General features: G+C 71.4%; 19 protein-coding genes. 14 read left to right on the top strand and 5 right to left on the bottom strand.

Features of this window, described 5'->3' with window-relative positions; translation table 11 throughout:
* Positions 1-10: 10 nt before the first annotated feature.
* From AB0B39_RS17870 to AB0B39_RS17860, 3 genes are all read right to left on the bottom strand, one after another.
* The gene (locus tag AB0B39_RS17870) at positions 11-607 is read right to left on the bottom strand and encodes a VanZ family protein (protein WP_357574834.1); all 597 of its coding nucleotides are present in this window, start codon (positions 605-607) and stop codon (positions 11-13) included.
* A gap of 72 nt (positions 608-679) precedes the next feature.
* The gene (locus AB0B39_RS17865; RefSeq protein ID WP_357489564.1) at positions 680-1,138 is read right to left on the bottom strand and encodes a GNAT family N-acetyltransferase; all 459 of its coding nucleotides are present in this window, start codon (positions 1,136-1,138) and stop codon (positions 680-682) included.
* Between the two features lie 43 nt (positions 1,139-1,181).
* Positions 1,182-1,892 carry an alpha/beta hydrolase gene (locus tag AB0B39_RS17860; RefSeq protein WP_234581777.1) on the bottom strand — a complete coding sequence of 237 codons (711 nt, stop codon included), beginning with the start codon at positions 1,890-1,892 and terminating at the stop codon, positions 1,182-1,184.
* Between the two features lie 335 nt (positions 1,893-2,227).
* Here AB0B39_RS17860 and AB0B39_RS17855 point away from each other — a divergent pair, with 335 nt between their 5' ends.
* Together AB0B39_RS17855 and AB0B39_RS17850 are read left to right on the top strand one after the other, a co-directional pair.
* A complete protein-coding gene (locus tag AB0B39_RS17855) occupies positions 2,228-2,800 on the top strand; it encodes a hypothetical protein (RefSeq protein WP_357489562.1) in 573 nt (190 codons plus the stop codon).
* Complete coding sequence (locus AB0B39_RS17850; RefSeq protein ID WP_357574833.1) at positions 2,797-3,411, top strand: HD domain-containing protein; 615 nt, start codon at positions 2,797-2,799, stop codon at positions 3,409-3,411. The genes AB0B39_RS17855 and AB0B39_RS17850 overlap by 4 nt, the downstream gene beginning before the upstream one ends.
* 32 nt (positions 3,412-3,443) lie before the next feature.
* Here AB0B39_RS17850 and AB0B39_RS17845 read toward each other — a convergent pair whose 3' ends face one another.
* Entirely contained in the window at positions 3,444-4,832 is a 1,389-nt protein-coding gene (locus tag AB0B39_RS17845; RefSeq protein ID WP_357574832.1) for a hypothetical protein, read from the bottom strand.
* Between the two features lie 361 nt (positions 4,833-5,193).
* On the opposite strand from AB0B39_RS17845, the gene AB0B39_RS17840 reads away from it, so the two are divergent.
* Entirely contained in the window at positions 5,194-6,708 is a 1,515-nt protein-coding gene (locus AB0B39_RS17840) for a family 43 glycosylhydrolase (protein ID WP_357574831.1), read from the top strand.
* Positions 6,709-6,807: 99 nt separating this feature from the next.
* Entirely contained in the window at positions 6,808-7,854 is a 1,047-nt protein-coding gene (locus tag AB0B39_RS17835; protein ID WP_357574830.1) for an SMP-30/gluconolactonase/LRE family protein, read from the top strand.
* Positions 7,855-7,906: 52 nt separating this feature from the next.
* On the opposite strand, the gene AB0B39_RS17830 is transcribed toward AB0B39_RS17835, so the two are convergent.
* Positions 7,907-8,638, bottom strand: coding sequence for a uridylate kinase (locus tag AB0B39_RS17830; RefSeq protein ID WP_357574829.1), 732 nt, complete (start codon positions 8,636-8,638; stop codon positions 7,907-7,909).
* A gap of 106 nt (positions 8,639-8,744) precedes the next feature.
* Between AB0B39_RS17830 and AB0B39_RS17825 the strand changes: the two genes are divergently transcribed.
* The 10 genes from AB0B39_RS17825 (at position 8,745) to AB0B39_RS17780 (ending at position 18,639) form a co-directional block, all read left to right on the top strand.
* Entirely contained in the window at positions 8,745-9,605 is an 861-nt protein-coding gene (locus tag AB0B39_RS17825; protein WP_357489550.1) for an oxygenase MpaB family protein, read from the top strand.
* A 20-nt stretch (positions 9,606-9,625) separates the two neighbouring features.
* Positions 9,626-10,282, top strand: coding sequence for a haloacid dehalogenase-like hydrolase (locus tag AB0B39_RS17820; RefSeq protein WP_357574828.1), 657 nt, complete (start codon positions 9,626-9,628; stop codon positions 10,280-10,282).
* Positions 10,283-10,646: 364 nt separating this feature from the next.
* A complete protein-coding gene (locus AB0B39_RS17815; RefSeq protein ID WP_357489546.1) occupies positions 10,647-11,159 on the top strand; it encodes a flavin reductase family protein in 513 nt (170 codons plus the stop codon).
* Positions 11,160-12,224, top strand: a complete 1,065-nt coding sequence (locus AB0B39_RS17810; protein ID WP_357489544.1) for an ABC transporter substrate-binding protein — start codon at positions 11,160-11,162, stop codon at positions 12,222-12,224.
* Entirely contained in the window at positions 12,221-13,057 is an 837-nt protein-coding gene (locus tag AB0B39_RS17805; RefSeq protein ID WP_357489542.1) for an ABC transporter permease subunit, read from the top strand. Before AB0B39_RS17810 ends, AB0B39_RS17805 begins: the two co-directional genes overlap by 4 nt.
* The gene (locus tag AB0B39_RS17800; RefSeq protein ID WP_357489540.1) at positions 13,033-13,770 is read left to right on the top strand and encodes an ABC transporter ATP-binding protein; all 738 of its coding nucleotides are present in this window, start codon (positions 13,033-13,035) and stop codon (positions 13,768-13,770) included. The genes AB0B39_RS17805 and AB0B39_RS17800 overlap by 25 nt, the downstream gene beginning before the upstream one ends.
* Entirely contained in the window at positions 13,767-15,104 is a 1,338-nt protein-coding gene (locus AB0B39_RS17795) for an LLM class flavin-dependent oxidoreductase (RefSeq protein ID WP_357574827.1), read from the top strand. The genes AB0B39_RS17800 and AB0B39_RS17795 overlap by 4 nt, the downstream gene beginning before the upstream one ends.
* Positions 15,105-15,127: 23 nt before the next feature.
* A complete protein-coding gene (locus tag AB0B39_RS17790) occupies positions 15,128-16,189 on the top strand; it encodes an aldo/keto reductase (protein WP_357490583.1) in 1,062 nt (353 codons plus the stop codon).
* Positions 16,190-16,263: 74 nt separating this feature from the next.
* Positions 16,264-17,493 (top strand): vanadium-dependent haloperoxidase, encoded by a 1,230-nt coding sequence (locus AB0B39_RS17785; protein WP_357574826.1) that lies wholly within the window; start codon positions 16,264-16,266, stop codon positions 17,491-17,493.
* A 78-nt stretch (positions 17,494-17,571) separates the two neighbouring features.
* Positions 17,572-18,639 (top strand): LLM class flavin-dependent oxidoreductase, encoded by a 1,068-nt coding sequence (locus AB0B39_RS17780; RefSeq protein ID WP_357489534.1) that lies wholly within the window; start codon positions 17,572-17,574, stop codon positions 18,637-18,639.
* The last annotated feature ends 58 nt before the right edge of the window (positions 18,640-18,697 follow it).

Genomic DNA, 18,697 nt, shown 5'->3' with positions numbered 1-18,697 from the left:
TACCGCGGGGTCAGCGTGGCGATGCCGTGACCGATCGCGGCCGATCCGACACCGTGTCGGCCCTGCCGCGCCACCAGCGGCGCGACGCCAGCGCGGCCAGCCCAGCGCCGGCGGCGTTGAGCAGGACGTCGTCCACGGACGTCACCCGGTCCAACCGCAGGACGTACTGCGCGGCCTCGACCAGGACCGAGCAGCCCGCGGCGAGCACCAGGATCCGTGGTACGGACGCCAGTGCCGCGAACCGCAGCGGCGCGAAGAATCCCAACGCCGCGAACACCAGCAGGTTGCCGACGACCTGACCCGTCAGCGTCAGCAGCCCTCCGTCGGAGAAGATGGTGAACAGGTCACGGAGCGGCACCAGGCTCAGCCGCCCGGGAACAGCACCCGCCCGGGAGCCCGGCAACATGATCATCCAGACCCATGGCAGCGTCCCGTACACGATGCCGACCTCTGCCAACGACGTTCGCCACGCCCGCGGGGCGCCGTTCGCACGGCGACGGCGGGCCAGTGCCCACGCCGCCAGCGCGGCCAACGGCAGTGCGGCCACCGTGAGGAGCACCACGCCGGTGAACGAGCCGACCCAGCCGTGCCACCCCTCGATCACCACCCGGGCACCATAGCCGCCCGGCCACCGCGACGCCGCCAGGCGTCCGCGGCCTACCGGGAGACGACCGGTTGATCAGTCGGCACGGCGGGCGCGGGTCGGCTCGCGCACCATGAACACGTCCACCGGGTCCTCGGTCTCGACGGTGAATCCGTGCCGCTCGTACAGCCGCCGGGCCGGGCTGCCCCGCAGCACGTTCAACCGGACCCGGACGCCGTCACGGTCACACCGTTCGAGCAGTCCGCGCAGCACGGCCGCGCCGATGCCGCCGCCCTGCACGTGGGGAGCCAGGTAGAAGTGCTCCAGCCAGCGCACGTCGTCGGCCGGGCGCAGCGACACGCAACCGGCGAAGGCGCCGCCCACCTCGATCACCCAGGTGTGCGCGGGCGCGAAGCCGTCCCGCAGGCGTTGCCGCACCCGCTGCTCGTCGTAGCGCCCGAGCCGTTCCAGATCCGCCCGCAGCACCACGGACCGCAGCTCGGCCACGGCCTCGACGTCCGCCGCCGACGCCTGCCGCATCGCCCAGTCCCCCATGATCGCCAGGCTACGACGTGACCCGTCGCGTCGTACCGGCCCCTCAGGTGGCCCGGACCGCCTCGATGATCGACTCGGCGACCTCACTCGGCCGGGCCACCGCCATCGCGTGCGAGCCACCGACGATCTCGCGCTGGCCGCGCGGGGCGGCCCGCTCGGCCATGAACCGGTGCACGGCGGCCGGAATGTTCATGTCGGCGTCGCCGAACACGAACCAGCTGGGCAGGGACCGCCAGGCGGGCTCGCCGGTGAGTCCGTCGCTCAGGGCCTGCTCGGTGATCGGGCGCTGGGTACGGGCCATCAGCGCGGCGACGTCGTCCGACGAGTCCGCGGCGAACTGCGCGTGATAGGCGTCCTGGCCGATCGCCACCTCGTTGCCGCCGGTCGACAGCGGGTACTGCACCAGGGTGTCGGCGAGCGTGCTGCCGGGGAACTTCCCGGACAGCGCCAGCGCCGATTCGCCGGTGTCCGGGGCGAAGGCGTTGACGTACACGAGGGCCCGCACCGAGGTGTCGCCCGCCGCGGCCTGCGTGATCACCATGCCGCCGTACGAGTGGCCGACGAGGACTACCGGACCGCCGATCCCGTGTGCCACGTCCCGCACGTACGCGGCGTCGCCCGCGACGCTGCGCAGCGGGTTCGCGGCGGCCACCACGTTGTACGCGGCGCCCAGCCGCTCGATCACACCGTTCCAGCTCGCCGACTCGGCGAACGCGCCGTGCACGAGGACGATGGTGGGCTCCGGATCGGGCATGACACGCGCTCCCTTGCTCCGTGACAGTGGTCATCCGCCGGCCGCGCCGGCACGCCTGATTACCCGTTCGGCGACCGCGAAACGTGCCATCTGAGCGCAGGCTCCCATGCTGTGCCGACCGGCTGCTCCGGCGCCGTAACCGGCTTGTGCCCGGTGCGGAGGGCTCCTTCCCTGTTGTTGCCCGTGACCGAACTGCGAACGCCGCGACTGTGGCGCGCAACCTGGGCGAACGGTGGTCCGTCCTGGCTCGGGCCCGCGGGGGCCGCCAGCGCTGCGGACTATCGCTAGAGTGGGACGCCGGCCAGTGCTGTCAACAATGGCTGTCAGGAGAGCGTGTGGCCGTACGGGTTGTTAGTTCGATGCCGGGCGATCCCTCGTATCCGGTCGAGGTGTTGTACGACGGGTGGAGGATATGCGCCTCCAACGCGGAGGAAGCCCTTGGCCTGATCGTTGAGGGATACCGGGACATCACGCCTGGACCCGCGCGGATGCAGGCGCGACTCGCGCTGGCGCTCCGGGCCCGGACTATGGTGCAGACGCTGCTCAATGCCGGTGAACTCTTCGACCAGAGCACGGACGAGCAGCGGCAAGTTCTGCTGGCGCGGCAGGACGCGCCGGCGCCGCGCGTTGAGGTGTGGGGCGGCGTCGTACCCCTGGTGTTGGTGACCTCGTTCTACCGGCCGCTCGGGGACCGAGACCAGCCACGCGTGGCCGGGCCTGGTCAGGTCTGGTGGATCGATCCGCACACTTCCGGGTCTCTTCTGCGGACGCTTCACCAGGCGCGATGGCTTGACCTCACGCGGATGGAGGCGAGCTCGGATGATCAGGACGGCGCCTACCGCAATCTTGGCTCGAACGGCGCTGCTGGCTACTGGTGGCGCCCCTGTGATGCAGGTGTGGGCGCGTGACGGTCGATCACGCACTGGTGGTGCCGACAGACCAGCAGATCCGGGCACTGCACGAGCGGTACGCGCCGAACGAGGAAGCCTTCGATCTGGTCTACACGCACTGCCAGATCATTTGCGCCGTGGCTGAGCAACTCCTCGAAAGGCACCCCTCGCCCCTGAACGTCGATCTGGTGCGGGCGGGAAGTCTGCTGCACGACATCGGTGTCTACCGCCTCTACGATGCGACGGGGCAGCTCGATCACGAGAACTACATCCGTCATGGGGTGCTGGGGCATGCGCTCCTGCGCGATGCCGGACTTCCCGAACTGATCGGCAGGTTCTGCTCTCACCACACCGGCGTCGGGCTCACCCGTGAGGACGTGCTGCAGCAGCGCCTGCCGCTACCGGTGGGTGACTACCTGGCCGATACGGCGGAAGAGCAGTTGGTGACGTACGCCGACAAGTTTCACAGCAAGACGACGCCGCCCACGTTCGTGACCAGCGCCTCCTACGTTGCCGGTCTGCGGCGGTTCGGTGAGGACAAGGTGGCCCGGTTCGCGGCATTGGTGAAGAAGTTCGGTGAGCCGGACCTGCTGTCACTGTCCCGTAGCTATCAGCAGCCGCTGATCTGAGTCATCGGCCAATGGCTGCTGATGTCGGGTCTCTACCGGCGCCTGCCGAGGTTAGGGTCCGGACCTTGGGTGTGCCCCGGCCTGGACGATCGGATATCACCGCCCCGCCCTGATGTGGCCTGTGGCGTGGATCGCTGGGGCGGAAATGCGAGGGCAGCCAATCTTGCCGGCGTGTTGGTCCGCTGCGTCTCGCTGCGGGGCTGAAAGGTGATGATGCTGGAGATGGGCCGGCCGCTGTCGGGCACCCAGACAAAGTCGCTCTCGGCGGCCTTCGGCCAGCGAAGGTAGTGCCGGTTGCCAAAACTGGTGAGCTCCCCGTCCACGGCTGCCCACATCTTGGCCGTTTGGCCCCCGTCGATGAAGCAGCCCCAGCGGAAGCCCGGGTCAGCCGCGATGGAGTCTCGTGCTTCCTGCGGGGTAGCGCCCTGGAAGACAGGGGAGCCCGGACGGCCGTCGAACAGCCGTAGGTGGGTTCGGCCCACGCGGTCCTCGAAGACCGCCATCCGGGCCCTCCGGCTGGGCGCGAACGGCGGTACGACATCGAGCGATCGGTCCGTGTTGATGGGATGCGCTGCGAAGTCGGCGACGTCCAATGATGGCCCCACGGTTGCGGCGGAGTCAGGAAACGTCTCGGCGTGCAGCTCGCCGATGCTGCGAACTTCCAGCAGGTTGTCACCGCGAAGGTCGATGTGCCGAGTCGGACACCTCATCACGAGGTCGTAGGCGAAGATGTCCAAGGCGCCGGACGCGGCCACGCCCGTGGACCGAAATCCGCGTCCACCGGTCGAGATGAATCCGACATCGACCCAGTCGGCGGCACGGCCCAGGGCGGGCGTTAGGCGTGACGCCTCATCCAAGACTCGCACGCTGCCCTTCGTCGGGTCGTTTCGGCGCGTGATCACCATGTTGCCGTTGCCGAAGGCATAGCACTCGGCCTGTCGCCCGGTGAGGCTGCCGGTCCACGTCAGCTCGGCCCCATTGATCATGACCGTGCCGGCGGCGGCGAGATTGCACGTTGACAGCACCCCAGCCCGAGAAATGAGGGCCTCGCGATCGACCACCGGCATGCTGAGGATTCGACCCTGCTCGACGGCGAGGTTCAGGCTTGTTTGTACGGGCAGGCCGGACGCCTCGTCGAGCAGGGTGAAGAAGGCGGCGGTGGAGGTTGCCGGGGCGTGCCGCGCCGCGTCGACGGCGGTGGTGGGGCGAGGCGTGAAACGCACCGCTGCCGTCGTAGCACTCGGTGTCCAACTCAGGTCGTAGACGTTGGCAAAGCCACCGTCAGCGAAGCTCAACGGGCTGGTGCGCAACATGAGGCCGCTGCCGAGATCGGTTTCCCGCACCGCCACTGGTCGGTCGATCTCGGTTTCCATGAATCGGGCCGCGTCCTGCAGCGACCGGAACCGACGCTCATCAGCCATCGGACGCAGCCAACCAGGTTTGATCGCCAGCCTCGGACCGCATCGCGGCGCGCTCCCTCCCCCGGGGTCACACCACTCTCTGGTGCGGCGGCGTGAGAGTCCATAGTGGCAGGACCAACTCGTCAGCGTGGTCCGCCTCCTGGAGGTCGTCCTGTTGTCGACGCCCCCGCGGACCGGCCACCCTCGGCGTCCGGAACAACTTGACACTCGTCGATGTTAGCGCCAACACTTAGGGCCGTTACGCGGGCGCAACGCCCTCGTCATGTTCCCGACCCGCGGGCGCTGCTTCCCAGCGGGGGCGTGGGTCGATCGCCGCTGTCGCGGCCGTCCGGCTCTCGCGCACAGACGTCACGGAGGTCAGATGCCGCTGCCACTGCACCGAGCCGAGGCCGCCGCCCGCCGAGTCACCGGCCCGGGGCGTCCCGGTCGCGGTGGCGCCCGACGCCCCCGAGCGGTCCTGGCCGCCCTGCTGGTGGTGCTCGCCCTGTCGGCCGGCCTGCCGATGGCCGGGCCGGCGCACGCCGCACCCGCCGTGACCTACACCAACCCACTGGTCAACCAGCGGGCCGACCCGCACATCTTCCGGCACACCGACGGCTACTACTACATGACCGCCACCGTGCCCCAGTACGACCGGATCGTGCTGCGGCGCGCGACCACCCTGCAGGGTTTGGCGACGGCCGCGGAGACGACGATCTGGAACCGGCACACCAGCGGAGAGATGGGCGCCCACATCTGGGCGCCGGAGATCCACTTCATCAACAACAGGTGGTACGTCTACTTCGCCGCCGGCCGGACCGACGACGTGTGGCGCATCCGGATGTACGTGCTGGAGAACGCCAACGCCAACCCGCTGACCGGTTCGTGGACCGAGCGCGGCCGGATCACGACACCCTGGGACACCTTCAGCCTGGACGCCTCGACCTTCGTTGCCAACGGCGTGCGGTACCTGACCTGGGCGCAGCAGGAGCCGGGCATCTCCACCAACTCGAACGTCTACCTCGCCCGGATGGGCGCCAACCCGTGGCAGATCACCGGCACCGTGACCCGACTCGTCGTGCCGACGTACGACTGGGAGACCCGCGGCTACCGGGTCGCCGAGGGGCCCGCCGTGATCCAGCGCAACGGCCGCCTCTTCCTGACCTACTCCGCCAGCGCCACGGACGCCAACTACTGCCTCGGGATGCTGAGCGCCTCCGCCAGCGCGAACCTGCTCGACGCCGCCGCCTGGAGCAAGAGCCCGAACCCGGTGTTCACCAGCAGCGCGGCCACCGGCCAGTACGGCCCCGGCCACAACTCGTTCACCGTCTCCGAGGACGGGCAGAGCGACATCCTGGTCTATCACGACCGCAACTACCGGGACATCAGCGGCGATCCGCTCAACGACCCGAACCGACGGACCAGGGTGCAGAAGGTGTATTGGAACGCCGACGGCACCCCGAACTTCGGCATCCCGGTGCCCGACGGGGCCACCCCGGTCCGGCTGCGGTCGCACGATCTGACCACCAGCTACATCCGGCACTACGACTACCGGGCCCGGGTCGAGCCGAACGTCACGAACCTCGCCGACAGCCAGTTCCGCATCGTCAACGGCCTCGCCGGCGGCGGATCGGTGTCGCTGGAGTCGACCAACTTCCCGGGCTACTACCTGCGTCACTACGGCTTCGCCCTGTCCATCGCGCGCAACGACGGCTCGTCGGTCTTCGCCAACGACGCGAGCTTCCAACGCCGAGCGGGCCTCGCCGACAGTGCCGGGCTCTCGTTGGAGTCACAGAACTACCCGGGCCGCTACGTCCGCCACCGCGACGGCCTGCTCTACCTGGAAGCGGTCGGTACGAGCGCCGAGCGCGCCTCGGCCACCTTCCACCTGGAATAGCTGCCCATCGGCGGGCCGGCGGGCTGCCGGTCCGCCCGCGACCTCGACACCGTCGGCGGCCGGTCACCGCGACCCCGCCGACGCCGATTGGAGCATCCGATGATCCGGCGTCCCACCATCGCCGTACTGGCCGGTCTCTGCCTCGCGGCAAGCGCCGCGCCGCTGCCCGCCGCCGCCGTTCCTGTGAGCGCTCACACCACGGCCGCCGCCGCGCTCGCCGGCCCGCCCGGCACACCGCCCGGCGCGTGCCCGACGGGGGCCAGCTACGGCTCGCCGCTGCCGTCCAACTCCCTGACGGCGACGAAGATCAGGAGTGGCTTCAACTTCCTCGAAGGGCCCGTCTGGGTCGCCGACGGCGGCTACCTCCTCTTCTCCGACATGGCCCCCGGCACCGGGCCGTACAACGTCCAGCCGTCCACGATCCGCCGGTTCACGCCGCCGTCGACCTTCGACACGTTCATCGCCAACTCCGGCAGCAACGGACTGGCGCTCAGCGCCGACGGCCAGCAGATCATCGCGGCCACCCACGACCAGCGCAGCGTGTCCGCGTACCGGTTGAGCGACCGGAGCCGCAGCATCGTCGCGGCGAACTACCAGGGCCGGGCGTTCAACTCGCCCAACGACGTCGCGGTCCGGTCCGACGGCGTCACCTACTTCACCGACCCCAACTTCCAGCGTGGCAACCGCCCGGACCAGATGTACGGCCGCACCAGCGTCTTCCGCGTCTCGGGCGGCCAGGTGTCGCTGGTGGACGACCAGTTGCGCCAGCCCAACGGCATCGCGCTCGCACCGGACGGATCCACGCTGTACGTGGGCGCCTACTCCGAGAACAAGATCTACAAGTACACCGTCCAGCCCGACGGCACCACCGGCGCGCGCAGCGTGTTCGTGAACTACATCGGCGGTCCGGACGGCGTCACGATCGACTGCGCCGGCAACGTGTACTGGGCCTCGGGCGGGGACTCCCTGGTCCACGTCTACTCCCCCACGGGTGCCCAGCTCGGCACGATCCGCCCCGGCTTCTCCGGTACGACAAACGTGGCCTTCGGTGGGCCCGACCGGCAGACCCTCTACATCACCTCGGGTCCGTGGGGCGACTCCGGCCTCTACAGCGTGCGGCTCAACGTCCCGGGCTACCCGTACTGAGGGACGACCGCGCCCGTCCGGCGACGCCGGACGGGCGTGCTTCTGAAACGGCTCAGGTCGCCGGGCCAGCCGCGCCCGGCGCACCCCGAGCAGCCGAGTTCCCCGCGCGCCGGTCCGGACCCGTCTCCCAGACCGGCCGCCGGGGGTCGTCGTTGCGCACGATGATGTCGACGTGTTCGGTCGGGCGGACCGTGGCGTTGTAGAACTGCTGGGAGGGGATGTAGCGCTCACGCCAGCGCCGTTCGACGTCGGCCCGGGACGACCGTCGACGCTCGCGGGTCACGGCACGCTCCACTGTCGCCTCGAGCGCGATCGACACGAAGACGCGCAGGTCCCACCGATCGATCAACTCCGGGCGCATGAGAAAGACGCCGTCGAAGAGCAGCACCGCGTCGGTCGGAGCGGTAGTGACCGGCGGGGACAGCACGGTGTCCGTGGTGGGGTCGTAGACCGCGTGTCGGAAGCGTCGGTCCCCGTCCGGGCCGAGCGGATCCAGCAGAACCCGGATCAGCGACCTGTGGTCGTGGGTGTCGTGGTAGCAGCCCTCGGCCGAGTACTCGCCGCGCGGATAGCGCTGTGCCCGGGGGAAGAGGAAATCGTCGATCGTCGCGCGGATGACGGCACGGCCCTGTGCGCGCAGGACGACGGCCAGCTCGTCGGCGAGGGTGGTCTTGCCGGCCGCGGGCGGCCCGTCGATGGCCACGCGCGTCGGGTGTGCGACGGCGACCGACCCGACTGCCTCGGCCAGGCGGCCGAGCACCTCGTCGCGGGCACCGTGCGCCATGCCTGCCCCGTCCTCGGTGAGCGGATCGGATCCGCGCTCAACGACTGCTCCGAACTGGAGCGAGCGTACACTCACGTTCCGTGCCGATGTCTCAAGGCGCCCGCCGATGAGGGGCCGCCACGACAACCTCACACGGATCCGCATGCTGGACCCGCAGCGCGACTACCTGGACATCTACCAGAGCATGCTGCGCCGCGAGTTCCCCTGGGACATGAAGCTCGGGCTCAACCTCGCCTTCAACAGGTCCTTCTCCATCCCCGCCATCGCCGCCGTGCACACCGCCACCGGCGAACTGACCAACCGCACCCAGAAGCGCATCGACGACACCGGCCTGCTCATGTACGAGATGGTCCTCAACGGCTTCGACGAGCCCCGCGGCCGCGACGCGCTGCGGCGCGTCAACCAGATCCACCGCCCGTACGACATCGGCAACGACGACTTCCGCTACGTCCTCGGCTGCCTGGTCGTGATCCCCACCCGGTGGTTGCAGGAGTACGGCTGGCGCCAGCCCTGCTGCCACGAGCGGCAGGCGACGTACCTGTTCTACCGGGAGCTGGGCCGGCGGATGGGCATCACGGACATCCCCGGGTCGTACGCCGAGTTCGAGACCTGGTTCGACGCGCACGACGCGGCGCACCTGCAACCCAACGACGAGGCTGCGGCCATCGAGCGGGCCACCCGCATGCTGATGCTCACCCGGCTGCCCCGGCTGCTCGCGCCGCTGGGAAACGCGCTGGTCACCGCCATGTACGACGCGCCGCTACGACGCGCGACGCGGGTCGACACGCCGCCGTGGCCGGTCCGGGCCGGCCTGCACGCGGCGCTGAAGACGCGCTCACGGCTGCAACTGTGGTGCGGATCGCCACGGACGACCCCGCTGTTCGCCGAGGGGATCAGCGCCAGGAGCTACCCCGACGGGTACGAGATCAGCCAGCTCGGCCCGCACCACGACCAAGCCCCCGAGTAGTGGGCGACGGCGGACCGATGATGGCGCCCTCCGACGACACCGTCATCTTCGATCTCGACGGCGTGCTGCTGCGCGGGGACGCCTTCGGGCTCTTCATGCGGCGGGTCGGCTTCGCGGGCGCTCGACTGCCGCTCGCCGTCGTCCTGCTCCTCCTCCTCGCGCCCGTCGTCGCCGTCCCCTCCTTGCGCCCACGCGCGGCGCGCTGGATGAGCCGGATCGGCCTGGCGGGCCGAGACGCCGACCGCCTGCAGGCGCAGCTCGGGCGTTTCGGCGCGGATCTCGGTACGGAGCCGGGGCGCGTCATCGCGCCCGGTGTCCGGATGATCCGTGCCCACCTCGCCGCCGGTGACCGGGTCATCGTGGTCACCGCCTGCGAGCACACCCTGGCGCGTGCCCTGCTCGACGCGATCGGCCTCGCCGAGGTCGAGCTCGTGGCCTCACACATCCGCGGCCCGAAGCTGATCGTGCACAACCACGGGGCGACCAAGGTGGCCCGGCTCGCCGCCGCAGGGGTCACGCCGCCCTGGCGGGTCGCCTACAGCGACTCCCTGTCGGATCTGCCCCTTCTCGGCGGCGCGGAGCAGGCCGTGCTGGTCAACGCGACAGCGCGGCAGGCCGCCCGGGCGCGGCGGCTGCTCGGCGCCCGGCTGCGCACCGTCACCTGGACGGCCGGCTGACCGCAGGCGCGGCCCGGGCCGCATGTCATCGGCAGCCTCGGATCCCCCGCGATCGTCCCAGGGTCTGAAACCCTATTTACCCAGTAGGAATAGTTGGTTAGCGTGGAAGCCGTGATCAGCCAGCTGAATCCCCTCGACGGCACCGCGGTCGCGGTGTCCCGGGGATGTTGCCGTGGCTGGACCACCGCGCGCGGCTGCTGCCGCTGACCACGCGTTCCTGACTTCTCCCTGTCGCCACGCCGTCGACTCGACGACGAGCCGCAGCGTGTCCGCGACCCCATCAACGGCCGCTCGACGCCGCGCCGTGTCCCCGCCTGCCCCGGGACGGCGCGCGCCCTGGTCGTTCTCGCCCAGGAGGACTGTCATGACCGTCATCGCCGAACCGGTCGCCCCCATCGATCCGGACACCTTCCGTGCCCTGCTGCGCCGGCAGGCCGCATCCGTCACGGTGATCACCGCCGCCGGGGATCCGCCGGTCGGGTTCACCGCCACCTCCTTCACGTCGGTGTCCCTGCGCCCGCCACTTGTGTCGTTCTGCCTGGCCCGGTCGTCGTCGAGTTGGCCGACCGTCGCGGGCGCCGAACACGTCGCGGTGCACCTGCTCGGCACCGACCAGCGGGAGGTCGCACGGACGTTCGCCACCAGCGGCATCGACCGCTTCGCCGCGCACCCCGGCTGGCGGCCCGGCCCGTACGGCGTACCACTGCTGGACGAGCCGGTCGCCTGGCTGCTGTGTCGGGTGACCGAACGGGTGCTCGCCGGCGACCACGCGATCGTGCTGGCCGAGCCGGTGACCAGTCGCCACGGCGACGGCGCTCCGCTGATCTACCACATGGGGCGGTACGCCGCCCTGCAACCGTCCACGAAGGAGTCCTAAGTGAAGTCGTCACGTCATGTCGATCGCCGTGTGTTCCTGTCGGCCACCCTCGGCGCGGTCGCGCTGGGCCTGACCGCCTGCGCCGGCGACGAGACGCCGACTGCCGCGCTGGCCGCCGGCGTGCCGCTGCCGGAGTCCGTGCCCAAGGGCACGAAGCTCGTCGTGGGCGACAAGGAGCACCAGAAGGCACTCGAATTCTCCGGCGAGGTGGAGAAGTTCACGTTCCGGGTGGAGTTCGCCAACATCAGCGGCGGCCCGCAAACCCTGGAGGCGTTCCGGGCGAAGGCCCTGGACGTCGGGGCCGTCGCCGACATCCCTCCGATCCACTCCCACTGGACCGGCATCCCCACGAAGATCGTCGCGTCCAAGTTCCGCAAGGATCCGCTGAACCACGCCATCTACCAGCTCGGCGTCGCCCCCGGGGTCCCCGTCACCACGCTCGCCGGCATCCGCGGCAGGAAGATCGCGTACAGCCCGGGGCAGGCGCAGGGCGCGCTGGTGCTGCGGGTCCTGCACCAGGCCGGGCTGAGCAAGCGGGACGTCAAGCTCGTCGAGCTGCCGAGCACCGGTGACGTGTACGCGACGGCGCTCGCCAGCCGCCAGGTCGAGATCGCACCACTCGGAGGTGTGCAGATCCGGCGCTACGCGTCGAAGTACGCCCGCGACGGCGCCACCACGATCCCGCACGGCCTGCGCGACGACCCCGGCCACCTGTACGCGCCGGTCAGCGTGCTCGGCGACCCGGCCAAGGCGGCCGCGATCCGGGAGTACGTAAAGGCGTGGGCGCGGGCCTGGCGGTGGCGGGAGGCCAACCCGGACGAGTGGATCGAGCGGTACTACGTCAAGGACCAGGGCCTCACCGCCGAAGACGGCAGGTGGTTGGTGGAGAACGGCGGCGTGGCCGACATTCCGACGAACTGGACCGAGGCGATCGCCCGGCACCAGGAGACCATCGACCTGCTGGCGAAGGAGACCGGCAACAAGCCGCTGCGGGCCGAGGACCTGTACGACAGGCGCTACGAGTCCGTCGCCGCGGACGCGCTCGCCGCGGAGGGCGCCCGATGACCGCCTCGCTCCTCACCCGCCCCCGCGCCACCGCGCCCGCGCCCGCGGGCAGGCCGAGGCGCCGGCTCGCGCCGGGTCGGCCCATCCCGTTCGGGCCGGCCCTCGGCCCGCTGCTGCTGCTGGCGGCGTGGGCGGCGGGCTCGGCGACCGGTTGGCTCGACCCTCGTACCGTCTCGGCCCCCTGGACCGTGCTGACGACGGCCGGCGACCTCATCGCGGACGGCCGCCTTCAGGACAACCTCGCCGTCTCGGCCCAGCGGGCCGGCCTGGGCCTGGCCTTCGGCACCGTGATCGGCACGCTGCTGGCCCTCGTCGCGGGCCTGAGCCGGTGGGGTGAGGCGATCCTCGACGGGCCGATCCAGATCAAGCGGGCCATTCCGGCCCTCGCGCTGATCCCGCTGCTCATCCTCTGGCTCGGCATCGGTGAGCAGATGAAGGTCACGACCATCACGCTGGGCGTGCTGGTGCCCGTCTACATCCACACGCACAACGGGCTGCGCAGCATCGACAGCCGGTACGTCGAACTGGGCGACTCGCTGCGGCTGTCGCGGGCCGTCTTCCTGCGCCGCATCGTGCTGCCCGGCGCTCTCCCCGGCTTCCTGCTCGGCATGCGATTCGCGGTCGTGGGCGCCTGGCTGGCCCTCGTGGTCGTCGAGCAGATCAACTCGACGAGCGGCATCGGCTACATGATGGACCTGGCTCGCCAGTACGGCCAGACCGACGTGATCATCGTCGGGCTCGTCCTGTACGGGCTGCTCGGGCTCCTGTCCGACGGCCTCGTCCGACTCGTGCAGAGGAGGACGCTGTCATGGCGACGCACGCTGGCGGGCTGACCGGGACCCGACCCGTACGGGTCCGGGGGCTCTCGCGTGGCTTCGGCGACCGGACCGTGCTGGACGACCTCGACGTCCAGATCGGCGCCGGGGAGTTCGTGGCGCTGCTGGGGCGCAGCGGCTCGGGCAAGAGCACCCTGCTGCGGGCGCTCGCCGGCCTCGACGGCGACCAGAGGGGAGCCGGCGTCGTCGACGTACCGGAGAACTCCTCGGTCGTCTTCCAGGACGCCCGGCTGCTGCCGTGGCAGCGCGTCCTGGACAACGTCGTCCTCGGCCTGCGCGGGCCGGACGCACCCGGACGCGGCCGCGCGGCCCTCGCCGAGGTCGGCCTCGCCGGCCGCGAGCGGGCCTGGCCCAACGAGCTCTCCGGCGGCGAGCAGCAGCGGGTGGCGCTGGCCCGGGCCCTGGTGTCCGAGCCGGAGCTGCTGCTGGCCGACGAACCGTTCGGCGCGCTTGACGCGCTGACCCGGCTGCGCATGCACGGCCTGCTGCGGGAGCTGTGCACCCGGCACCGGCCGGCGGTGCTGCTCGTCACGCACGACGTCGACGAGGCCGTCACGCTCGCCGACCGGGTGCTGCTGCTCGACGCGGGCCGCATCGCGATCGACCTCGCCATCGACCTCCCGACGCCGCGCTCGCACCGGCAGCCGCAGTTCCTCGCCTACCGGGAGTCCCTGTTGCGGGCGCTCGGCGTCGATCCGACGGAAGGATGACCATGCTGCACCTCAACGCGTTCCTGATGGGTGTCGGCCACCACGAGGCCGCCTGGCGGCTGCCGCAGAGCGACCCGTTCGCGCAGACCGACGTCGCGCACTTCACGCGTCTGGCCCGGATCGCCGAGCGCGGCAAACTCGACTCGCTCTTCCTCGCCGACAGCCCGGTGCTGTGGAACAGCATCGGCCGGCGGCCGGGCGGCACCCTCGAACCGACGGTGCTGCTCACCGCCCTGGCCGGCGCGACAAGCCACATCGGGCTGATCGCGACCGCCTCGACGACGTACAACGAGCCGTTCAACCTGGCCCGCCGGTTCGCGTCACTGGACCACATCAGCGGCGGCCGGGCCGGCTGGAACATCGTCACGACGGCCGGGGAGCAGGCGGCCCGCAACTTCAACCTGGACCGGCTGCCCGCCCACCGCGAACGGTACGAGCGGGCCGCCGAGTTCATCGAGGTGTCGCGCAAGCTCTGGGACAGCTGGGACGACCGCGCCCCGCTCGGTGACAAGGAGGCCGGGCGGTGGGGCGACGACGACCTGCTCTATCCGCCGGACCATGTGGGGCGGCACTTCCGGGTGGCCGGCGCGCTCAACGTCCCCCGCTCCCCGCAGGGCTACCCGCTGCTGGTGCAGGCCGGGTCGTCCGAGGACGGCAAGGAGTTGGCTGCCCGGTACGCCGAGGCCGTCTTCACCGCCCAGCAGACCCTCGCCGAGGCGCAGACCTTCTACCGCGACCTCAAGCAGCGCGCCGCCCAGGCGGGCCGTGACCCGCAGACCGTCAAGATCCTGCCCGGCATCGTGCCGGCGATCGGGGCCACCGAGGCGCAGGCCCGCGCGCTGGAGGACGAGCTGGACCGGCTGATCAAACCCGAGTACGCCCGGCAGCAGCTGGCCACCACCCTGCGGGTCGCGCCGGAGGACCTCGACCTGGACAAGGAGCTCCCCGCCGACTTGCCCAGCGAGGACGAGATCGAGGGCGCCAAGAGCCGGTACACGCTCATCGTCACGCTGGCCCGGCGGGAACGGCTGACCGTACGCCAGTTGATCGGCCGGCTCGGCGGCGGGCGCGGTCACCGCACCTTCGCCGGCACTCCCGAGCAGGTCGCCGACGCCATCGAGCAGTGGTACCGCGCCGGCGCGGCGGACGGCTTCAACATCATGCCGCCGGTGCTGCCGGCCGGGCTGGAGGCCTTCGTCGATCACGTCGTGCCTCTTCTGCAACGCCGAGGGCTGTTCCGGACCGAGTACACCGGCACGACCCTGCGGGACCACTACGGCCTGCCCCGCCCGGCCAACCAGTCCGCGCGGCAACTCGCCGCCACCGCCCGCTGAATTCCTGGGAAGGACAATCGATGGTGGACCACCGGCCCTTCGGGCACACCGGCGTACGGGTCAGCGCGCTCACGCTGGGCGCGATGAACTTCGGTCGACGGGGCAACCCGGACCACGAGGACAGCATCCGGATCATCCACCGGGCGCTCGACGAGGGCATCACCTCGATCGACACCGCGGACGTCTACTCCGACGGCGAGTCGGAGGAGATCGTGGGCAAGGCGCTCGCCGGTGGACGGCGCGACGACGTCTTCCTCGCCACCAAGTTCCACGGCCAGGTCGGCGACAACCCGCGGCACCGGGGCAACTCCCGCCGCTGGATCATCCGCGCCGTGGACAACAGCCTGCGCCGGCTCCGCACCGACTGGATCGACCTGTACCAGGCGCACCGGCCGGAGCCGGGCACGGACTTCGACGAGACCCTGGGCGCCCTCACCGATCTCGTGCGCCAGGGCAAGGTCCGCTACCTCGGCACCTCGACGTTCGAGCCCTCGGCCATCGTGGAGGGCCAGTGGATCGCGCAGCGGCGCGGCCGGGAGCGGGTGGTCAGCGAACAGCCCCCGTACTCCATCCTGGCTCGCGGCGTGGAACGCGAGGTCCTGCCCGTGGCCCAGCGTTACGGCCTGGCGGTGATCCCGTGGAGCCCGCTGGCCGGTGGCTGGCTCTCCGGTCGCTACCACGCCGGGCTCGACGCCCCGATCTCCCGCCGGGCCGACCGGCTCCCGGCCCGCTTCGATCCGCGACTGCCGGCCAACGCCGCCAAGCTGGCCGCCGTCGACAAGCTGTCCGCCCTCGCCGACGAGGCCGGACTGTCGCTGATCCACCTGGCGATCGCGTTCGTCCTGGAGCACCCGGCGGTCACCTCGGCGATCATCGGGCCGCGCACCCTGGCGCACCTGGAATCCCAGCTCAGCGCCACCAAGGTGACGCTGTCCGCGGACGTGCTGGACCGCATCGACGACATCGTCGCACCCGGCACCACGCTCAACCCGGCCGACGCCGGCTACCAGCCGCCCGCGCTGACCGACCCGGCCCACCGCCGTCGCGGCGGGCCGTCGACGCCACCGGCCGCCGTGACCCGGTGATCGGCGGACAGATGCCGACCAGGCGACCGCCCCTTCCGACCCCGCCCCGCACCCCCGAACGGAGAACCCTCACCATGGCCTTGCTCACCCGTCGTGGCTGGCGCCCCGGCGCGGCCGGGATCGCCGCCGCCGCGCTGACCGCCGGCATCTCCCTCGCCGCGCCGGCGACCGCCGCCACCGCCAGAATCGACACCGCCCTGCAGTGGTACGACGTCACCGCGACAGCCGTCGCGACCGGCACCCGACCGCAGGTGACCAACAACCGCGCCTGGGCGATCAGTTGGCTCGCCGCGGCCCGCGCGGTCCGGACCGGGCCCACCTCGCCTGCCTACCAGGACGCCGCGCTCGCGTCCGCCGTGCACACCGCTCTGAGCGCCCTGATCCCGGACGGCGTGCCCGCGCTCGACGCGGCGTTGCGCGCCACGCTCGACCGGATCCCCGACGGCCGCGCCAAGGACCGCGGCCGCGCCGCCGGCCAGCGGGAAGCCCGCTCGTTGGTCGCCGACCGTACCGGCGACGGGCTCGATCCCGCCTCCGTCAACCCGCCGTACGCCGCTCCCGCGGCCGGGCCAGGAGTCTGGCAGCCCACCCCACCGAGCTTCACCGCCGCCCAGCAGGCCGGTACCCGGTTCGCCACGCCGTTCCTGCTCGACCGCGCGGACCGGTACCGGCTCGCGCCGCCGCCGGAGGTGGGATCGGCGCGCTACCGCGCCGACCTCGGCGAGGTCCGGGCGTACGGCGCGGCCGGCAGCACGGTACGCACAGCGCAGCAGACCGACACGGCGACGTTCTGGCTCGGCTCCTCGCTGACCCTCTACACCGGCATCCTGCGCGCCGCGCTCGCCCAGTCCAACGCATCGACAGCCGGGCGGGCGAGCCTGGTGGCCGTCTTCCACGTCGCCCTCGTCGACACCCAGATCGCGACCTCCGACACCAAGTACGCCTACCTGCGCTGGCGGCCGGTCACCGCGATCCGGGCCGACGGTGACCCCGCTTGGACGCCGCTGCACGACACCCCCGCGCACCCGGACTACCCGAGCGGGCACAACACCTACGCCGGCGCCGCCGAAGGGGTGCTCACCGCCCTGACCGGGGCACGAGCGCGGGAGGCGTACACCATCTCCAGCCCCACCCAACCGGGCGTCACCCGCACCTACACCGACTGGCGGCGGCCCACCCAGGAGAACGTCGACGCCCGCGTGTGGTCGGGCATCCACACCCGTACGGCCGACCAGGCCGGCGTCCGGCTCGGTCGGGACGTCGCCGCGTACACCGTCCGCAACGCGGCCCGACTGTTCGCCTGACCCTGCCCACCGGCGGGGCGGCACGTCGCCGCCCCGCCGGCCACGCCCGACTCCACGACTTCGGAAAGGCCGTCGCAGATGAGCCCTCGATTCCTCTGGTACATCCCGAATCAGGTCGAGCCCGGTCATCGGGGCGACGACGTCGTCGAGCACCACAACAGTCTGCAGACCCTCACCAGCCACGCCCGCACCCTCGAGGACCACGGGTGGGACGGCGCGCTCGTCGGGACCGGCTGGGGACGACCCGACACGTTCACCGTCGCCACCGCGCTGGCCGCCCGGACGACGACGTTCCAGCCGTTGATCGCCATCCGGCCCGGCTACTGGCGGCCCGCCAACTTCGCCTCCGCCGCCGCGACGCTCGACCACCTCACCGGGGGCCGCGTTCTGATCAACATCGTCTCCGGCAAGGACAACCTGGCGGCGTACGGCGACGGCGAGGGCGACCAGACCCACCGCTACGCCCGCACGCGGGAGTTCATCCAGCTCGTCCGCCGGCTCTGGACCGAGGAGAACGTCACCTATCAGGGTGAGCACTTCCGCGTCACCAACTCCACCCTGGCGCTGCGGCCGGTCGTGCGCGGCGATCGCCGGCACCCCCGGCTCTACTTCGGCGGCGCCTCCCCCGCCGCCGAGGAGGTCGCCGCCACCGAGGCCGACGTCCAACTCTTCTGGGGCGAGCCGCTCGACGGCGTGGCCGAGCGGATCGAACGCCTCCGACTGCTCGGCGAGAAGCTGGGACGCGAGCACGCCCCGCTGGAGTTCGGGCTGCGGATCACCACAGTGGTGCGGGACACGACCGAACAGGCCTGGGCCGACGCCGAAGCCAAGGTGGCGCGGATGGCAGCGGGCGACGGCTTCGCCGCGCGGGACTTCAACAGGCAGACCGCCGTCGGTCAGCAGCGGCTGCTCGACCTCGCCGCCCGCGGTGACGTGCTCGACGAGAACCTCTACACCGCTCCCGGCAGGTACGGCGGCGGCGGAGCGGGCACCACCTGGCTGGTCGGCTCCGCCGAGGACGTGGCGAGGTCGCTGCGTCGGTACCAGGCGCTGGGCGTCACCCACTTCGTGCTCTCCGACACGCCCTACCTATCGGAGATCAGGCGGCAGGGCGAGGAACTGCTGCCGCTGCTGCGCGACGGCTGAGAACGAGCGTTCCCCGCGCGGCATTCGACAGGGTGGCTGAACGTGAATCTCACCTGAG

Origin of the sequence: Micromonospora sp. NPDC049114, from assembly GCF_040648635.1 — a bacterium.
Classification (GTDB): domain Bacteria; phylum Actinomycetota; class Actinomycetes; order Mycobacteriales; family Micromonosporaceae; genus Micromonospora.
The sequence above is the reverse complement of the archived record's forward strand: the minus strand, read 5'-3'. Positions and strand labels throughout refer to the sequence as shown.

Bases quoted from the DNA above. Each gene is read 5' to 3' on its own strand.
- AB0B39_RS17865 (WP_357489564.1), bottom strand. From the start codon at position 1,138: ATGGGGGACTGGGCGATGCGGCAGGCGTCGGCGGCGGACGTCGAGGCC.
- AB0B39_RS17860 (WP_234581777.1), bottom strand. From the start codon at position 1,892: ATGCCCGATCCGGAGCCCACCATCGTCCTCGTGCACGGCGCGTTCGCC.
- AB0B39_RS17845 (WP_357574832.1), bottom strand. From the start codon at position 4,832: ATGGCTGATGAGCGTCGGTTCCGGTCGCTGCAGGACGCGGCCCGATTC.
- AB0B39_RS17840 (WP_357574831.1), top strand. From the start codon at position 5,194: ATGCCGCTGCCACTGCACCGAGCCGAGGCCGCCGCCCGCCGAGTCACC.
- AB0B39_RS17835 (WP_357574830.1), top strand. From the start codon at position 6,808: ATGATCCGGCGTCCCACCATCGCCGTACTGGCCGGTCTCTGCCTCGCG.
- AB0B39_RS17830 (WP_357574829.1), bottom strand. From the start codon at position 8,638: ATGGCGCACGGTGCCCGCGACGAGGTGCTCGGCCGCCTGGCCGAGGCA.
- AB0B39_RS17825 (WP_357489550.1), top strand. From the start codon at position 8,745: ATGAGGGGCCGCCACGACAACCTCACACGGATCCGCATGCTGGACCCG.
- AB0B39_RS17820 (WP_357574828.1), top strand. From the start codon at position 9,626: ATGGCGCCCTCCGACGACACCGTCATCTTCGATCTCGACGGCGTGCTG.
- AB0B39_RS17815 (WP_357489546.1), top strand. From the start codon at position 10,647: ATGACCGTCATCGCCGAACCGGTCGCCCCCATCGATCCGGACACCTTC.
- AB0B39_RS17805 (WP_357489542.1), top strand. From the start codon at position 12,221: ATGACCGCCTCGCTCCTCACCCGCCCCCGCGCCACCGCGCCCGCGCCC.
- AB0B39_RS17800 (WP_357489540.1), top strand. From the start codon at position 13,033: ATGGCGACGCACGCTGGCGGGCTGACCGGGACCCGACCCGTACGGGTC.
- AB0B39_RS17795 (WP_357574827.1), top strand. From the start codon at position 13,767: ATGACCATGCTGCACCTCAACGCGTTCCTGATGGGTGTCGGCCACCAC.
- AB0B39_RS17785 (WP_357574826.1), top strand. From the start codon at position 16,264: ATGGCCTTGCTCACCCGTCGTGGCTGGCGCCCCGGCGCGGCCGGGATC.
- AB0B39_RS17780 (WP_357489534.1), top strand. From the start codon at position 17,572: ATGAGCCCTCGATTCCTCTGGTACATCCCGAATCAGGTCGAGCCCGGT.